At 67.7% G+C, this 14012-nt stretch carries 13 protein-coding genes and 1 tRNA gene; 6 read left to right on the forward strand and 8 right to left on the reverse strand.

Going from position 1 to position 14012, the window contains the following annotated elements:
* Window positions 1-39 precede the first annotated feature (39 nt).
* Window positions 40-618: an HdeD family acid-resistance protein gene (locus BRW65_RS18765; RefSeq protein ID WP_432206437.1), complete on the reverse strand. Its 579-nt coding sequence runs from the start codon at window positions 616-618 to the stop codon at window positions 40-42.
* Between the two features lie 46 nt (window positions 619-664).
* Entirely contained in the window at window positions 665-1993 is a 1329-nt protein-coding gene (locus BRW65_RS18770) for an adenylate/guanylate cyclase domain-containing protein (protein WP_073877201.1), read from the reverse strand.
* Window positions 1994-2256: 263 nt separating this feature from the next.
* On the opposite strand from BRW65_RS18770, the gene BRW65_RS31355 reads away from it, so the two are divergent.
* Window positions 2257-2409 (forward strand): hypothetical protein, encoded by a 153-nt coding sequence (locus BRW65_RS31355; RefSeq protein ID WP_167374067.1) that lies wholly within the window; start codon window positions 2257-2259, stop codon window positions 2407-2409.
* Window positions 2410-2847: 438 nt separating this feature from the next.
* On the opposite strand, the gene BRW65_RS18775 is transcribed toward BRW65_RS31355, so the two are convergent.
* A tRNA-Leu gene (locus BRW65_RS18775) sits at window positions 2848-2921 on the reverse strand.
* A gap of 114 nt (window positions 2922-3035) precedes the next feature.
* On the opposite strand from BRW65_RS18775, the gene BRW65_RS18780 reads away from it, so the two are divergent.
* Window positions 3036-3659: an ANTAR domain-containing response regulator gene (locus BRW65_RS18780; RefSeq protein ID WP_073877271.1), complete on the forward strand. Its 624-nt coding sequence runs from the start codon at window positions 3036-3038 to the stop codon at window positions 3657-3659.
* A gap of 99 nt (window positions 3660-3758) precedes the next feature.
* Here BRW65_RS18780 and BRW65_RS18785 read toward each other — a convergent pair whose 3' ends face one another.
* Together BRW65_RS18785 and BRW65_RS18790 are read right to left on the reverse strand one after the other, a co-directional pair.
* Window positions 3759-4958 carry a lipid-transfer protein gene (locus BRW65_RS18785; protein WP_073877203.1) on the reverse strand — a complete coding sequence of 400 codons (1200 nt, stop codon included), beginning with the start codon at window positions 4956-4958 and terminating at the stop codon, window positions 3759-3761.
* The gene (locus BRW65_RS18790; protein ID WP_073877206.1) at window positions 4955-5398 is read right to left on the reverse strand and encodes a Zn-ribbon domain-containing OB-fold protein; all 444 of its coding nucleotides are present in this window, start codon (window positions 5396-5398) and stop codon (window positions 4955-4957) included. Before BRW65_RS18790 ends, BRW65_RS18785 begins: the two co-directional genes overlap by 4 nt.
* Window positions 5399-5544: 146 nt before the next feature.
* On the opposite strand from BRW65_RS18790, the gene polA reads away from it, so the two are divergent.
* The 4 genes from polA (at window position 5545) to BRW65_RS18810 (ending at window position 12008) form a co-directional block, all read left to right on the forward strand.
* Complete coding sequence (polA, locus tag BRW65_RS18795; protein ID WP_167374068.1) at window positions 5545-8205, forward strand: DNA polymerase I; 2661 nt, start codon at window positions 5545-5547, stop codon at window positions 8203-8205.
* A 161-nt stretch (window positions 8206-8366) separates the two neighbouring features.
* On the forward strand, window positions 8367-9809 hold the full coding sequence (gene rpsA / locus BRW65_RS18800) for a 30S ribosomal protein S1 (protein WP_073877211.1): 1443 nt from the start codon (window positions 8367-8369) through the stop codon (window positions 9807-9809).
* 12 nt (window positions 9810-9821) lie between these two features.
* Window positions 9822-11036 carry a dephospho-CoA kinase gene (coaE, locus tag BRW65_RS18805; RefSeq protein ID WP_073877213.1) on the forward strand — a complete coding sequence of 405 codons (1215 nt, stop codon included), beginning with the start codon at window positions 9822-9824 and terminating at the stop codon, window positions 11034-11036.
* A gap of 6 nt (window positions 11037-11042) precedes the next feature.
* Window positions 11043-12008 carry a DUF2889 domain-containing protein gene (locus BRW65_RS18810; protein WP_073877215.1) on the forward strand — a complete coding sequence of 322 codons (966 nt, stop codon included), beginning with the start codon at window positions 11043-11045 and terminating at the stop codon, window positions 12006-12008.
* A 79-nt stretch (window positions 12009-12087) separates the two neighbouring features.
* Here BRW65_RS18810 and BRW65_RS18815 read toward each other — a convergent pair whose 3' ends face one another.
* From BRW65_RS18815 to BRW65_RS18825, 3 genes are read right to left on the reverse strand one after another with little or no spacing between them, the layout of a single operon-like run.
* Window positions 12088-12504 carry a hypothetical protein gene (locus BRW65_RS18815; RefSeq protein ID WP_073877217.1) on the reverse strand — a complete coding sequence of 139 codons (417 nt, stop codon included), beginning with the start codon at window positions 12502-12504 and terminating at the stop codon, window positions 12088-12090.
* 43 nt (window positions 12505-12547) lie between these two features.
* Window positions 12548-13531 carry a non-homologous end-joining DNA ligase gene (gene ligD / locus BRW65_RS18820; RefSeq protein ID WP_073877221.1) on the reverse strand — a complete coding sequence of 328 codons (984 nt, stop codon included), beginning with the start codon at window positions 13529-13531 and terminating at the stop codon, window positions 12548-12550.
* Complete coding sequence (locus BRW65_RS18825; RefSeq protein WP_084187877.1) at window positions 13516-13956, reverse strand: DUF402 domain-containing protein; 441 nt, start codon at window positions 13954-13956, stop codon at window positions 13516-13518. Before BRW65_RS18825 ends, ligD begins: the two co-directional genes overlap by 16 nt.
* Between the last annotated feature and the right edge of the window lie 56 nt (window positions 13957-14012).

Here is a 14012-nt window from a genome sequence, read left to right on the forward strand (position 1 = left end):
GTAGTAGAGGGTCGGGGGCGGCGCTACTTCTCGAGCCGCTCAGCCGGTCAGTGTCTTCGAAGCCTTACGGATGCCGAAGGACGAGACGATTTCGAAGATGCCGAGGACCACGAACCAGACCCCGACCACGAGCGCCAGCGTGACAATCGATTCGAGCGGGGACGCCAGGACGACGATGCCCGCGAGCAGGCTGATGACGCCGATGAAGATCGACCATCCCCGGCCGGGCAGGAGCGGGTCCTGAATGGCCGAGACGGTAGTACCGACGCCGCGGAAGATGAATCCGATGCCAATCCAGATGGCCAGCAACAGGATTGCGTAACCCTGACCAAAATGGCGAAAAGCCAACAGCGCCAGGATGAGTGAAGCGGCCCCGCTGATGAACAACAGGATCCGGCTGCCCGCCGAGACGTGCAGGCTGAACGCGAAGAACACCTGAGCGGCGCCGGTGATCAGGAGATAGACGCCGAAGGCGGTCGCGGCGACCACGATGGATATTCCGGGCCACGCGAGCACCACCACGCCGAGGGCCAGCGACAGAATTCCCGATAACAGGGCCGATTTCCACAGATGCGGCAACAGACTTGGAGCTGGGAGAGATCCCGGTGTGCTTTGCATGGCCGAAGTCTGACACAAACGCCGTCCCCGGTATAGGGCACTTTGTCTATACGTGGGCCGTGCGTGAATCCTCGGCCAACAGGTCGGTGGTTTGCTCGGGGGCCTTGCGCCCGATCAGATACCAGGTGCGCATGAGGCCTTTACCTTTGACGTCGATGTGGCCGCGCTCCTGCAACACGAACTCATCCTTGAGACGCTCGTACATGGCTTCGGGCACCTGAATTCGGCCGACCGAGTCGGTGGTTTCCATCCGGGACGCGACGTTGACCGCATCCCCCCAGACGTCATAGAAGAAGCGGCGGGAACCCACGACGCCGGCGACCACCGGCCCGCACGCCATGCCCACCCGCAGCGGGACCGCGTTGCCGTGCGGATCCTGCAATCCGGCCGCGGCATTGGCCATGTCGAGGGCGAAGTCCGCGAGTGCCTGCGCGTGATCGGGGCGGGCGCGCGGCACCCCGCTGACCACCATGTAGGAGTCCCCGCTGACTTTGATCTTCTCGAGTCCGTGCTTGTCCACGAGCGCATCGAAGGCGCCGTAGAGGCGGTCGAGGAAGCGCACCAGGTCGGCCGGAGCCGTGCTGCTGGCGCGTTCGGTGAATCCGACGATGTCGGCGAAGAGAACGGAGGCGACGTCGTACTTGTCGGCGATGACGCTGCGGTCCGGTTCCTTGAGCCGCTCGGCGATGCTGGCCGGCAACATGTTGGCCAGCAGCGCTTCGGAGCGCTCGTACTGCGCCTCCATCACGGCCTCGGCGCGCGCGGTGTCGCGCAGGGCGAACCACACCGTCACGACGACCATCACGACGCTGGAAATCGCGGTGATGACGAAACCCGCCGACTGGGCCCACGCCGGCTGCAAGCCGGTGTCGCGGGGGATCAGGAACTCGACCGCGATCATCAGGCCGGCGGCGACGGCCGCGAGTGCCGACGCGAGGACGATGTGCTCGATCCCCAGCAGGAGCACCACGATGCAGGCGCCCACCAGGAAGAAGAACTGAGCGCCCGACCCGGTGCCGACGTCGACGCAGCTGGCGAAGACCGACACGTAGGCCGCGCCCAGAAACGTGAGCGGGGCGACGAGTTCGCCGAATCGCTGCAACCACGGGACCATCGCGAAGACCATGGCGCCGAGGACGTTGATCGAGCTGACTTGCCACAACCAGGATCCGCCCAGGATCTGCACCAGGACGAAGCTCACGCTCACCAGGACGGCCAGCCACGCGGTGATGGTCAAGATCCGGGCGCGGCGCGCGGCGCTGGCGACGTAGTGCTGATTGCGGTCGCGGGTCTGCGCCCGCACCGCGGCTACGCAGTCCGGGCGTCTCGACTCGCCGTCCGACACGGGTGGGGCACCGCACTTCTTAGCCGCCACGCTCAAAGCGTAACCCGCTGAGCTCGGGTTTGTCGGCCCCTGAGCGGGCGGATTGGAGTCCGGTCGCCGCACCGGATGCCCATCACCGAGGTGGTGTCGGCGAGGCCGGAAAAAAATGTAAAAAGAAATTTCTCGCTGGAAGGCTTTTACAAAATTTTCCGGCATGTTATTAAACATATGTCGGGCTGTGATGTGGGTCATGTGTTCCTCTAATGCGGGGGTGCGAGATGGCAAGTCTGCGCAGCAGGATTGGGATCGCGCTAATGTTGGCGTGCACCGCGGCGGCAACGCCCGCCTGCGGGGTGGGGTGCGGCGGCGCGGGCTCGCTGTTGCGGGTGGCCACCGACTCGTTGCAGAACGATCCGATGCAGGTCAACGTGGTGCACTCGGAGGAACAGGTGTGCATAAGCCACTGACGCGGCGGCCACACCATCCCGGCTTAGAGCCCGCGATTGGTCGCTGAACGGCACCCGTCGTGAGGGGTCGGCGGGAGCCGTTGTTAATTATGTTTCGGCGGCGTGAGTTGCCGGTTGCCGGAATTATATGAATTCATCGCGACCGGTCGCGTTCCTGTTGAATACAACCCCAGCGCTAAATTGTGCCGGGTATTTAATTCGCGGCATTTCATACCTTTGGCACGCATTTTGCGTGTTTCCCAATCCGGAGGCTTGGCCTCACCCGCATAGCGGCGACATCGGTATCGGAGAAGCGCGAATCCGCCGCGACCGGTTTGCCGCAATCGCCCCCGCCGGGGTTCGGGAAGTGTCGCCCGAGCGGAGTCGACTCGAGGAGTGCTATTGCGGACGGGGACCCGCGCCGCCGCCGGTGCGCCCTGGCCCTCATGGTGTCTTCGGTGCCCTCGGTGGGATTCGAACCCACACTGGACGGGTTTTGAGTCCGTTTCCTCTGCCAGTTGGGATACGAGGGCTTGCTCGGCCTCATACCTTAGAGGCAGCCTCCCACCATAAAGGATTCGGTGCCGGCCCCCATCTCACCGCCCCCGAGGTCGCTGGGTCGAGGCGTTCACGACACAATGTCCGTCATGACAGGCCCCACGACCGACACCGACGCCGCCGTGCCGCGCCGGGTCCTGATCGCCGAGGACGAGGCGCTCATCCGACTGGACCTCGCCGAGATGCTGCGAGAGGAGGGTTACGAGATCGTCGGGGAGGCCGGCGACGGCCAGGAAGCCGTCGAGTTGGCCGAGCGCCATCGGCCCGACCTGGTGATCATGGACGTGAAGATGCCGCGGCGCGACGGGATCGACGCGGCTTCGGAGATCGCCAGCAAGCGCATCGCTCCGATCGTGGTGTTGACCGCATTCAGTCAGCGGGACTTGGTCGAACGCGCCCGCGACGCCGGCGCGATGGCCTACCTGGTGAAGCCCTTCACGATCAGCGACCTGATTCCGGCCATCGAGTTGGCCGTGAGCCGCTTCGCCGAGATCAGGGAGCTGGAGCGCGAAGTGGAGACGCTGTCCGAGCGGCTGGAGACCCGCAAGATCGTCGAACGCGCCAAGGGGTTGCTGCAGACCAAGCAGGGCATGACCGAGCCCGAGGCGTTCAAGTGGATTCAACGCGCCGCGATGGACCGGCGGACCACGATGAAGCGGGTCGCCGAGGTGGTGCTGGAGACCCTCGGCGACGAACCCAAGGACGCCGAATAGTCCCGCGAGGGCCCGAATAGCCCCGCGAGCGTGCGTGTCTGGACGGCGACTCGCCGTCGAGCGCGTACCACCGCGCACGTTCGCTCCAAGCGAGTCCCGCTAGCGCGCGACGATCACCGCTGAGCCGTGGCCGAACAGCCCCTGGTTGGCGGTGACGCCGACCGTGGCGTTCTCCACCTGCCGGCCCGTCGCCTGACCGCGCAGCTGCCAGGTCAGCTCGCAGACCTGGGCGATGGCCTGCGCGGGGATCGCCTCGCCGAAGCAGGCCAGCCCGCCCGACGGGTTGACCGGCACCCTGCCGCCGATGGTGGTCGCTCCGCTGCGCAGCAACTGCTCGGCCTCGCCCTTGGGGCACAGTCCGAGGTGCTCGTACCAGTCGAGCTCGAGCGCCGTGGACAGGTCGTAGACCTCGGCCAGGCTGACGTCCTCGGGCCCGATGCCCGCCTCGGCGTAGGCCGCATCCAGGATCTGATCCTTGAACACCCGGTCCGGCGCGGGCACCGCCGCGGTGGAATCCGTTGCGATGTCGGGCAATTCGGGTAGGTGCTGGGGGTAGCGCGGGGTGACGGTGCTGACGGCGCGCACCGAGGGGACGCCGTCGAGCGAGCCGAGGTGCTTGCGGGCGAAGTCGGCGCTGGCCACGATCAAGGCCGCGGCGCCGTCGGAGGTGGCGCAGATGTCGAGCTGCCGCAACGGGTCGGCGACCACCGGGCTGGCGAACACGTCGTCGGCCGAGGCTTCCTTGCGGTAGCGGGCGTTCGGGTTCTGCAGGCCGTGCCGGGAGTTCTTCACCTTCACCTGGGCGAAGTCCTCGGACGTCGCGCCGTAGAGGTCCATCCGCCGGCGCGCCAGCAGCGCGAAGTACACCGGATTCATCGCCCCGATCAGGTGGAACCGCTGCCAGTCGGGGTCGTTCTTGCGTTCGCCGCCGACGGGGGCGAATGCGCCCTTCGGGGTGGTGTCGGCGCCGATCACCAGCGCGACGTCGCAGAAGCCGGCCAGGATGTGCGCCCGGGCGCTCTGCAGCGCCTGCGAACCGCTGGCGCAGGCGGCGTAGCTGGAGCTGACCGGAACCCCGTTCCAGCCCAGCTTCTGCGCGAACGTCGACCCCGCGATGAAACCCGGGTAGCCGTTGCGGATGGTGTCGGCGCCGGCGACCAACTGGATCTGCCGCCAGTCCAGGCCGGCCTCGCCCAGCGCGGCGCGCGCGGCGACCACCCCGTATTCGGTGAAGTCGCGGCCCCACTTGCCCCAGGGGTGCATGCCGGCGCCGAGGATGTAGAGCGGTTCCGGAGTCATGGCGCCACCTTCCACGCGTAGACGATCCGCTGCACGCCGTCGTCGTCGGTGAACAGCGGCATGGTGGTCAGCTCCATCTCCATGCCGACCTTCAAGTCGGCGGCTAGCGTGCCCTCGACCACCTTGCCAAGCACGATGAGTCCCTCGTCGGCCAGCTCGACCGCGGCGATGGCGAAGGGCTCGAAGGGATCCGGGGCGGGGTAGGGCGGTGGCGGCGGATACCGGTTCTCGGTGTAGCTCCACAGCTTGCCCCGGGTCGACAGCGCGACGGGCTTCAGTGTGTCGCTGGCGCAGCCGGGGTTGGGGCAGTTGTTATCCCGCGGCGGGAACACGTAGGTGCCGCACTCCGGGCATTTGCTGCCGATCAGGTGCGGCTGGCCGGCTTCGTCGGTGGCGAACCACCCGTCGATCGCGGGTTCTTGGCTGGTGACCTTTGGCACTCGGCCAGACTACCCAGGCCGCAGATAAAACTGAAACGTGTTGCAGTTCTGCGGCAGCGCCTGGCTCGTCGGTCGGGGTGCCTAGAGTGATAGCCGTGCCCGCCCCGCCCGCTCAGAAGACCGAGGAACACCCCAAGCCGACACTGATGTTGCTCGACGGCAATTCGCTGGCATTTCGGGCCTTCTACGCGCTGCCCGCCGAGAACTTCAAGACCCGCGGGGGCCTGACCACCAACGCGGTCTACGGCTTCACGGCGATGCTGATCAACCTGCTGCGTGACGAGGCCCCCACCCACGTCGCCGCGGCATTCGACGTGTCGCGGCAGACGTTCCGCTCCGAGCGCTACCCCGAGTACAAGGCGAACCGCTCGTCGACGCCCGACGAGTTTCACGGCCAGATCGACATCACCAAGGAAGTGCTGAACGCGTTGGGCATCACGGTGCTGGCCGAGCCCGGCTTCGAGGCCGACGACCTGATCGCGACGCTGGCCACCCAGGCCGAGAACGAGGGCTTCCGCGTCCTGGTGGTCACCGGCGACCGGGACTCCCTGCAGCTGGTCAGCGACGACGTCACCGTCCTCTACCCGCGCAAGGGCGTCAGCGAGCTCACCCGGTTCACGCCGGAGGCCGTGGTCGAGAAGTACGGGCTGACCCCCACGCAGTACCCCGACTTCGCCGCCCTGCGCGGCGATCCCAGCGACAACCTGCCCGGCATCCCGGGCGTGGGGGAGAAGACCGCGTCCAAGTGGATCGCCGAATACGGGTCGCTGCAGGGCCTGGTGGACAACGTCGACTCGGTGCGCGGCAAGGTCGGCGACGCGCTGCGGGCCAACCTCGCCGGCGTGATCCGCAACCGCGAGCTCACCGACCTGGTCAAGGACGTGCCGCTGGCGCAGACCCCGGACACGCTGCGCATGCTGCCGTGGGACCGCGACCAGATTCACCGCCTCTTCGACGACCTGGAATTCCGCGTCTTGCGGGACCGGCTGTTCGACACCCTGGCCGCGGTGGAGCCCGAGGTGGACGCGGGCTTCGACGTGCGCGGCGGGGCGCTGCAGGCCGGTGAGCTGGCCGTGGGGCTGGCCGAACACAGCTCGGGCAAGCGGTTCGGCCTCGCCGTCGTCGGCACCCACTTGGCCTACGACGCCGACGCCACCGCACTGGCCATCGTCTCCGCCGACGGGGAGGGCCGCTACATCGACACCTCGGCGCTGGATCCCGACGACGAGGCGGCGCTGGCGTCCTGGCTCGCCGACCCGGGTCCGCCCAAGGCGCTGCACGAGGCCAAGCTGGCGATGCACGACCTCGCCGGCCGGGGCTGGACGCTGGCCGGCGTGACCTCGGATACCGCGCTGGCCGCGTACCTGGTGCGTCCCGGTCAGCGCAGCTTCTCCCTGGAGGACCTGTCGCTGCGCTACCTACGCAGGGAGCTGCGCGCGGAAACTCCTGAGCAGCAACAGCTTTCGCTGCTCGACGACTCCGAGGGCACGGACGACCAAGCGGTGCAGACCCTGATCCTGCGGGCCGTGGCGGTGCTGGACCTGGCCGACGCGCTCGACGAGGAGCTGGCCCGCATCAACTCCACGTCGCTGTTGGGCGGCATGGAGCTGCCGGTGCAGCGGGTGCTGGCCGGGATGGAACACACCGGCATCGCAGTCGATTTGGATCTGCTCGGCGAGCTGCAGAGCGATTTCGCCCACCAGATCCGCGACGCCGCCGAAGCGGCCTACGCGGTGATCGGCAAGCAGATCAACCTGGGTTCGCCCAAGCAGCTGCAGGCCGTGCTCTTCGACGAGCTTCAGATGCCGAAGACCAAGCGCACCAAGACCGGCTACACCACCGACGCCGACGCCCTGCAGTCGCTGTTCGACAAGACGGGACATCCGTTCCTGCAACACCTTCTGACGCACCGCGACGCCACCCGGCTCAAGGTGACGGTGGACGGGTTGTTGAATTCGGTGGCCTCCGACGGGCGCATCCACACCACGTTCAACCAGACCATCGCGGCGACGGGCCGGCTGTCGTCGACCGAGCCGAACCTGCAGAACATTCCGATCCGCACCGAGGCCGGCCGGCGGATCCGGGACGCGTTCGTGGTGGGGGACGGCTACAGCGAGCTGATGACCGCCGACTACAGCCAGATCGAGATGCGGATCATGGCGCACCTGTCGCGCGACGAGGGCCTCATCGAGGCCTTCAACACGGGCGAGGACCTGCATTCGTTCGTCGCGTCGCGAGCGTTCGGCGTGCCGATCGAGGAGGTCACCCCCGAGCTGCGCCGCCGGGTCAAGGCGATGTCGTACGGGCTGGCCTACGGGTTGAGCGCGTACGGGCTGTCGCAGCAGCTGAAGATCTCCACCGAGGAGGCCAAGGAGCAGATGGACGCCTACTTCGCCCGGTTCGGCGGCGTGCGCGACTATCTGATGAACGTCGTGGAGCAGGCCCGCAAGGACGGCTACACCTCGACGGTGCTGGGCCGCCGCCGGTACCTGCCCGAGCTGGACAGCAGCAACCGCCAGGTGCGTGAGGCCGCCGAGCGGGCGGCGCTCAACGCCCCCATTCAGGGCAGCGCCGCCGACATCATCAAGGTGGCGATGATCGAGGTCGACACGGCGATCAAAGAGGCCGGGCTGAAGTCCCGCATGCTGCTGCAGGTGCACGACGAACTCCTGTTCGAAATCGCGCCCGGCGAGCGGGACCGGGTCGAGGCCCTGGCGCGGGAGAAGATGGGCGGCGCCTATCCGCTCGACGTCCCGCTGGAGGTTTCGGTGGGTTACGGCCGGTCATGGGACGCGGCCGCGCATTAGCGAAACTTCGCCCCCGGAATTTTGCCCACGAGTCATGTTCTCGTCAGAAACGCGCAGGCCGGGGCGCCCGAGTTTGGCCAGCGTGTACGCAGTCGAGTAGCCTCAATAGGTAAATCCCAGATTTGTCCCTACGACCCAACCTGTCCGGAGCAACCCACCACATGCCGAGTCCCACCGTCACCTCGCCCCAAGTAGCCGTCAACGACATTGGCTCCAGCGAGGACTTTCTTGCCGCAATAGACAAAACGATCAAGTACTTCAACGATGGCGACATCGTCGAGGGGACGATCGTCAAAGTGGACCGGGACGAGGTGCTCCTCGACATCGGCTACAAGACCGAGGGCGTCATCCCCGCCCGCGAGCTCTCCATCAAGCACGACGTCGACCCCAGTGAGGTCGTTTCCGTCGGCGATGAGGTCGAGGCCCTGGTTCTCACCAAGGAGGACAAAGAGGGCCGCCTGATCCTGTCCAAGAAGCGCGCGCAGTACGAGCGCGCCTGGGGCACCATCGAGGCGCTCAAGGAGAAGGACGAGGCCGTCAAGGGCACCGTCATCGAGGTGGTCAAGGGTGGCCTGATCCTCGACATCGGGCTGCGTGGCTTCCTGCCCGCGTCGCTGGTCGAGATGCGTCGGGTGCGCGATCTGCAGCCGTACATCGGCAAGGAGATCGAGGCCAAGATCATCGAGCTGGACAAGAACCGCAACAACGTGGTGCTCTCGCGGCGGGCCTGGCTGGAGCAGACCCAGTCCGAGGTGCGCAGCGAGTTCCTCAACCAGCTGCAGAAGGGCGCCATCCGCAAGGGTGTCGTCTCCTCCATCGTCAACTTCGGCGCCTTCGTCGACCTCGGCGGTGTGGACGGCCTGGTGCACGTCTCCGAGCTGTCCTGGAAGCACATCGACCACCCGTCCGAGGTCGTCCAGGTCGGCGACGAGGTCACCGTCGAGGTGCTCGACGTCGACATGGACCGCGAGCGGGTTTCCTTGTCGCTCAAGGCCACTCAGGAAGACCCGTGGCGGCACTTCGCCCGCACGCACGCCATCGGCCAGATCGTGCCCGGCAAGGTCACCAAGCTGGTTCCGTTCGGCGCGTTCGTCCGCGTCGAGGAGGGCATCGAGGGCCTGGTGCACATATCCGAGCTGGCCGAGCGCCACGTCGAGGTGCCCGACCAGGTGGTCGCCGTCGGCGACGACGCCATGGTCAAGGTCATCGACATCGACCTGGAGCGCCGGCGGATCTCGTTGTCGCTCAAGCAGGCCAACGAGGACTACACCGACGAGTTCGACCCGGCGAAGTACGGCATGGCCGACAGCTACGACGAGCAGGGCAACTACATCTTCCCCGAGGGCTTCGACGCCGAGACCAACGAATGGCTCGAGGGCTTCGAGAAGCAGCGCGCCGAGTGGGAGGCCCGCTACGCCGAGGCCGAGCGCCGGCACAAGATGCACACCGCGCAGATGGAGAAATTCGCCGCTGCCGAGGCGGCCGGGCACGGCGCCGAGCAGTCGTCGGGCAACGGCGCGCCTTCGGAGAAGGCGGCCGGCGGCTCGCTGGCCAGCGACGCCCAATTGGCCGCGCTGCGGGAGAAGCTCGCCGGCAACGCCTAAGAGCGTTCGGGCATGCTGCGTATCGGGTTGACCGGTGGCATCGGCGCCGGCAAGTCGGCGCTGTCGGCCACCTTCGCGAAATGCGGTGCGGTCGTCGTCGACGGCGACGTCATCGCGCGCGAGGTGGTCCAGCCGGGCACCGAGGGCCTGGCGGCGCTGGTCGAGGCGTTCGGTGACGACATCCTGCTGCCCGACGGATCGCTGGATCGTCCGGCGTTGGCCGCCAAGGCCTTCGCCGACGACGAGGCGCGGCAGAAGCTGAACGGCATCGTCCACCCGCTGGTCGGCAAGCGACGCGCCGAGATCATCGCCTCGGTGCCCGCGGATTCCGTTGTCGTGGAGGACATTCCGCTGCTGGTGGAATCCGGGATGGCGCCGCTGTTTCCGCTCGTCGTCATCGTGTACGCCGACGTCGAGGTGCGGCTGCGACGGCTGGTCGATCAGCGCGGCATGCCCGAATCCGACGCCCGCGCCCGGATCGCCGCGCAGGCCAGCGACGAGCAGCGCCGCGCCGTCGCCGACATCTGGGTGGACAACTCCGGCACCCCCGACGACCTGGTGCGGCGCGCCCATGACGTGTGGAACGACCGGATACTGCCGTTCGCGCAGAACCTGAGCCAGCGCCAGGCCGCGCGGGCGGTGGTGCGGTTGGTGCCGCCCGACCCCAGTTGGCCGGATCAGGCCCGCCGGATCGTGAACCGGCTGAAGACGGCAAGCGGCCACCGGGCGATCCGGGTGGACCACATCGGTTCGACCGCCGTGCCGGAGCTGCCCGCCAAGGACGTCATCGACATCCAGGTGACCGTCGAGTCGTTGGACATGGCAGACGAACTCGCCGAACCGTTGTTGTCGGTGGGTTATCCGCGCCTGGAGCACATCACCCAAGACGCCGCCAAGAACGATGCCCGCAGCACCGTGCCGGAATTCGACCACAGTGACGACGCCGCGTTGTGGCACAAGCGGATTCATGCATCGGCGGATCCGGGGCGGCCGACCAACGTACACATCCGCGTGGCGGGCTGGCCCAATCAGCAATTCGCTTTGCTCTTCGTCGACTGGCTCAACGCCAACGCCGATGCGCGCGAGCAGTATTCGCGGGTCAAACAGGAAGCCGACGCGAGCGCCGATGGCGACATCGTGCGCTACATCACCGCCAAAGAACCGTGGTTTCGCGACGCCTACCGGCAGGCCTGGCAATGGGCCGACGCCACCGACTGGAAGCCCTGAGCCACCATGCCGTTCGTCGACGACATCCTGGGCCCGCGGCGGCCCTTCGTGGACGACGGGCCGCAGTCGCTGGCGGGCGTACGGCGACGCACCAGCACGATCGACACCCATCCGGATGGGGCGCGCGGCTCCGTGGCGGACCTGCGGGCGCGCGACGTGGTCGGCGCCGAGGACGGACGTGTCGAGGTACTCGACGAGCTCCGCGTGGGTGCACACCTCACCGATCAAGTCGTCGACGACATCACGTCGCCCGCCGGTCTGGACGCGCTGCTGGGCTGTCGTGTCGGCGCCGGGTTTCGGGCGACGGTCGGCCGGCTGTTCCCCGATGAAGTGGCGCGGGCCAGCCTGCTGAACCTGCTGCTCGACGACTGGGTCGGTGCGGCTCTAGTGTCCGGATACGCCGCCCAATACGCGGCGATCGTCGAGGGAGTCGAAGAGAAGATGCCGCTGGGCATCGCCGACCGAATGGCCGGGATCTGCGCGGGTTTCGCACCGGACGCGTCGCTGATCGCATTCACCCGGCGGCACGACGTCATCCCGACGGGCCGCGGCCCGGTGGCGCCGCCGCTGAGCGGACTACACGAAGTGGAGCCGCTGCGAGCGCGCGGGATGCGCAGGTACCGGCGGCTGGATCTGGCGGACATCGACTCCGGGTCGGCGCGCTTCCATTCCCACTTCCGCGACTCTCACGTGGACGACGACTTGGTGGAGACGATCGTGCACGAGTACACGGTCGCCGGCACGATCGACACCTCGACGCGCGTCATCACCGCGGTGAACGCCGAGGTGCGGGTCTTGCCGTGGCAGGAATGCCCCGGAGCGATCGGTAGCGCGTCCCGCATCCGCGGTATGACTCTGGCCGAGTTGCGCGACCGCGTCCGCGGCGAATTCGTCGGCACCAGCACCTGCACCCACCTCAACGACACGTTGCGCTCGATCGCCGATCTTCAGGCCCTGATAGCTGGCCGGTGAGCAGGCCGGTCATTCGTAGCCTGGCCGCGGGACGCGCGCGGCGCTCACGCGCCGACGGTGAGGAGTCGGGCGATCGAACTCAGGCGGGTAGCGGTGCGCCGCACAGCAGCGTCCCGCTGTTGGGGTCGCCGTTTCCGGGTGCCGGTTTGACGAATTGGTCGGCCTGGGTGAAAACGGCGTCGTCGACGTCGATCTCGCAGTGCACGTTCGCCGCGTACGGGAAATGCAGCACGATCCGCATCCCGGCCTGCTCGGGATCGGGCAGCACCGTGTTCGCCTCGAATACGTTGCCGGGCATGGACGGCAGGTTGGTGGTGTTGGTCTGGCCGCCGTTGATGACGAAGGTGGCCTGGCTCCCGGTCGTCAGCGCATCGATCCGGGCGCGGTAGGTGATGTTGTGCAGGTCCGCCCGCGCGGTCGCCGGACTCAGCTGGGAGCCAACGGCGATGAGGGTCACCGCGGTGATCGGCAGGAGCCTGCGGTCGGTGCAGCTCATAGTCGCTGACATTACGCCCGGCGCGATCGGGGGACCAAGCCGCTCAGCCACCGCTTTCCCGCACCACCTCGCCCGCGTCCTTGTCGGTGCGGATGCCGAGATAACGCGGATGGCGCAGCTTCCCGTCGCGCGTCCACTCGGTGAAACCGATCTGGACGACGAGCTCGGGCCGCGCCCACTGGGCGCCGGCCTCCCGGACCAGGCCGCGGGTGAAGGGCGGGGTGTCCCGGGCGATCGCGGACAGCCGCTCGTGTAGCCGGCGCAGCGTGGCCTCGTCGAAACCCGTACCGACCTTGCCGGCGTAGACGAGGTCGCGGCCGTCGTAATAACCGAGCAGTAAGGCGCCAAGCTCGACGCGGCTGCCCTTGGGGCTGGTGTAGCCGCCGACCACGAACTCCTGGTCCCGCACGCACTTGAACTTCAGCCAATTCTTCGACCGGCCACCGTCGTATCGCGAGTCGGCCAGCTTCGCGATCACCCCCTCGTCGCCGCGCTCGCAGGCCGCGCGGTAGGCGGCCAGGCCGTCCTCGACCCGGTGCGGCGTGTACCGCAGCGGGTCGCCGAACTCGATCGCGTTGCGCAGCAGCCTCTTACGCCACAGCAGCGGCGCGTCGAGCGTCGACTTGCCGTCCAGGTGCAACAGGTCGAAGAGGTAATAGAAGACCCGAACCGGCGATGCGCGGGCGACCGCCGGGTCGGTGATGCCCAGCCGGCCCTGCAGCCGGGCGAAGCTGGTGCGGCGCCCCTCGAAGGCCACCACCTCGCCGTCGACCACGAACCGGGTCGTGCCCTGCGCGGCGAGCGCGTCGACCAGTTCCGGGTAGGTTCCGTTGAGCGGCTGGCGGTTTCGTGACAACAGCCGCACCCGGTCGCCGTCGCGGAAGGCCAGGCAGCGCATCCCGTCGAACTTGCGCTCGAAGATCCAGTTCGGATCGGAGAATCGCTTGTCGGTCAGGGTCGCCAACGTGGGCGATCGCCATTCGGGCACCGGTTCATCGGGCAGACCCGCGGCTACGTCTCGCGCCACGTCAGCTCCATCCCGTGGCCGGCCAGCCAGCGTGACAGGTCATAGCCGTTGCGGGCCAACCCCGCAACGGCGTCCACGGCGCGCCGTACCGCCCGCTCGGCGACCTCCGGGGTCAGCAGGCCGTGCCGGACGGCATCAAGCAACTCGTCGACGTCGGCCAGGTCCGCGCCGGCGCCGGTGCGGACCTCGATGTCGAGGTAGTGGTCCTCCGAACGCCACACCTCGGGTCCGGGCGTGTATTCGCCCACGTCCAGGTAGTAGTCATGGTCGCGTTCGTGGCCCGGATTGAAGTGAAACACCGTGGCGCGCAAGCCGAGTGAGGGCAGCAGCCACGACTCGAGGTAATGGAATTGGGCGCGCCCGGGGGTGGGCCGGGCCACGTAGAGCCCCCACGGGTGGATCGCATAGTCGTCCACGTCCCGCACAATGCCCTTGGGATCGGTGTTGGTGCGGGCGAGCAGGTCGAACGTTTCGTGCTTGG

It is taken from the genome of Mycobacterium paraffinicum, from assembly GCF_001907675.1.
Taxonomy (GTDB): domain Bacteria; phylum Actinomycetota; class Actinomycetes; order Mycobacteriales; family Mycobacteriaceae; genus Mycobacterium; species Mycobacterium paraffinicum_A.

Coding starts and splice junctions, on each gene's coding strand:
- BRW65_RS18810 (WP_073877215.1), top strand. CDS start 11,043: ATGCCGTTCGTCGACGACATCCTGGGCCCGCGGCGGCCCTTCGTGGAC.
- BRW65_RS18780 (WP_073877271.1), top strand. CDS start 3,036: ATGACAGGCCCCACGACCGACACCGACGCCGCCGTGCCGCGCCGGGTC.
- BRW65_RS18785 (WP_073877203.1), bottom strand. CDS start 4,958: ATGACTCCGGAACCGCTCTACATCCTCGGCGCCGGCATGCACCCCTGG.
- BRW65_RS18765 (WP_432206437.1), bottom strand. CDS start 618: ATGCAAAGCACACCGGGATCTCTCCCAGCTCCAAGTCTGTTGCCGCAT.
- rpsA (WP_073877211.1), top strand. CDS start 8,367: ATGCCGAGTCCCACCGTCACCTCGCCCCAAGTAGCCGTCAACGACATT.
- BRW65_RS31355 (WP_167374067.1), top strand. CDS start 2,257: ATGTTGGCGTGCACCGCGGCGGCAACGCCCGCCTGCGGGGTGGGGTGC.
- polA (WP_167374068.1), top strand. CDS start 5,545: ATGTTGCTCGACGGCAATTCGCTGGCATTTCGGGCCTTCTACGCGCTG.
- BRW65_RS18815 (WP_073877217.1), bottom strand. CDS start 12,504: ATGAGCTGCACCGACCGCAGGCTCCTGCCGATCACCGCGGTGACCCTC.
- coaE (WP_073877213.1), top strand. CDS start 9,822: ATGCTGCGTATCGGGTTGACCGGTGGCATCGGCGCCGGCAAGTCGGCG.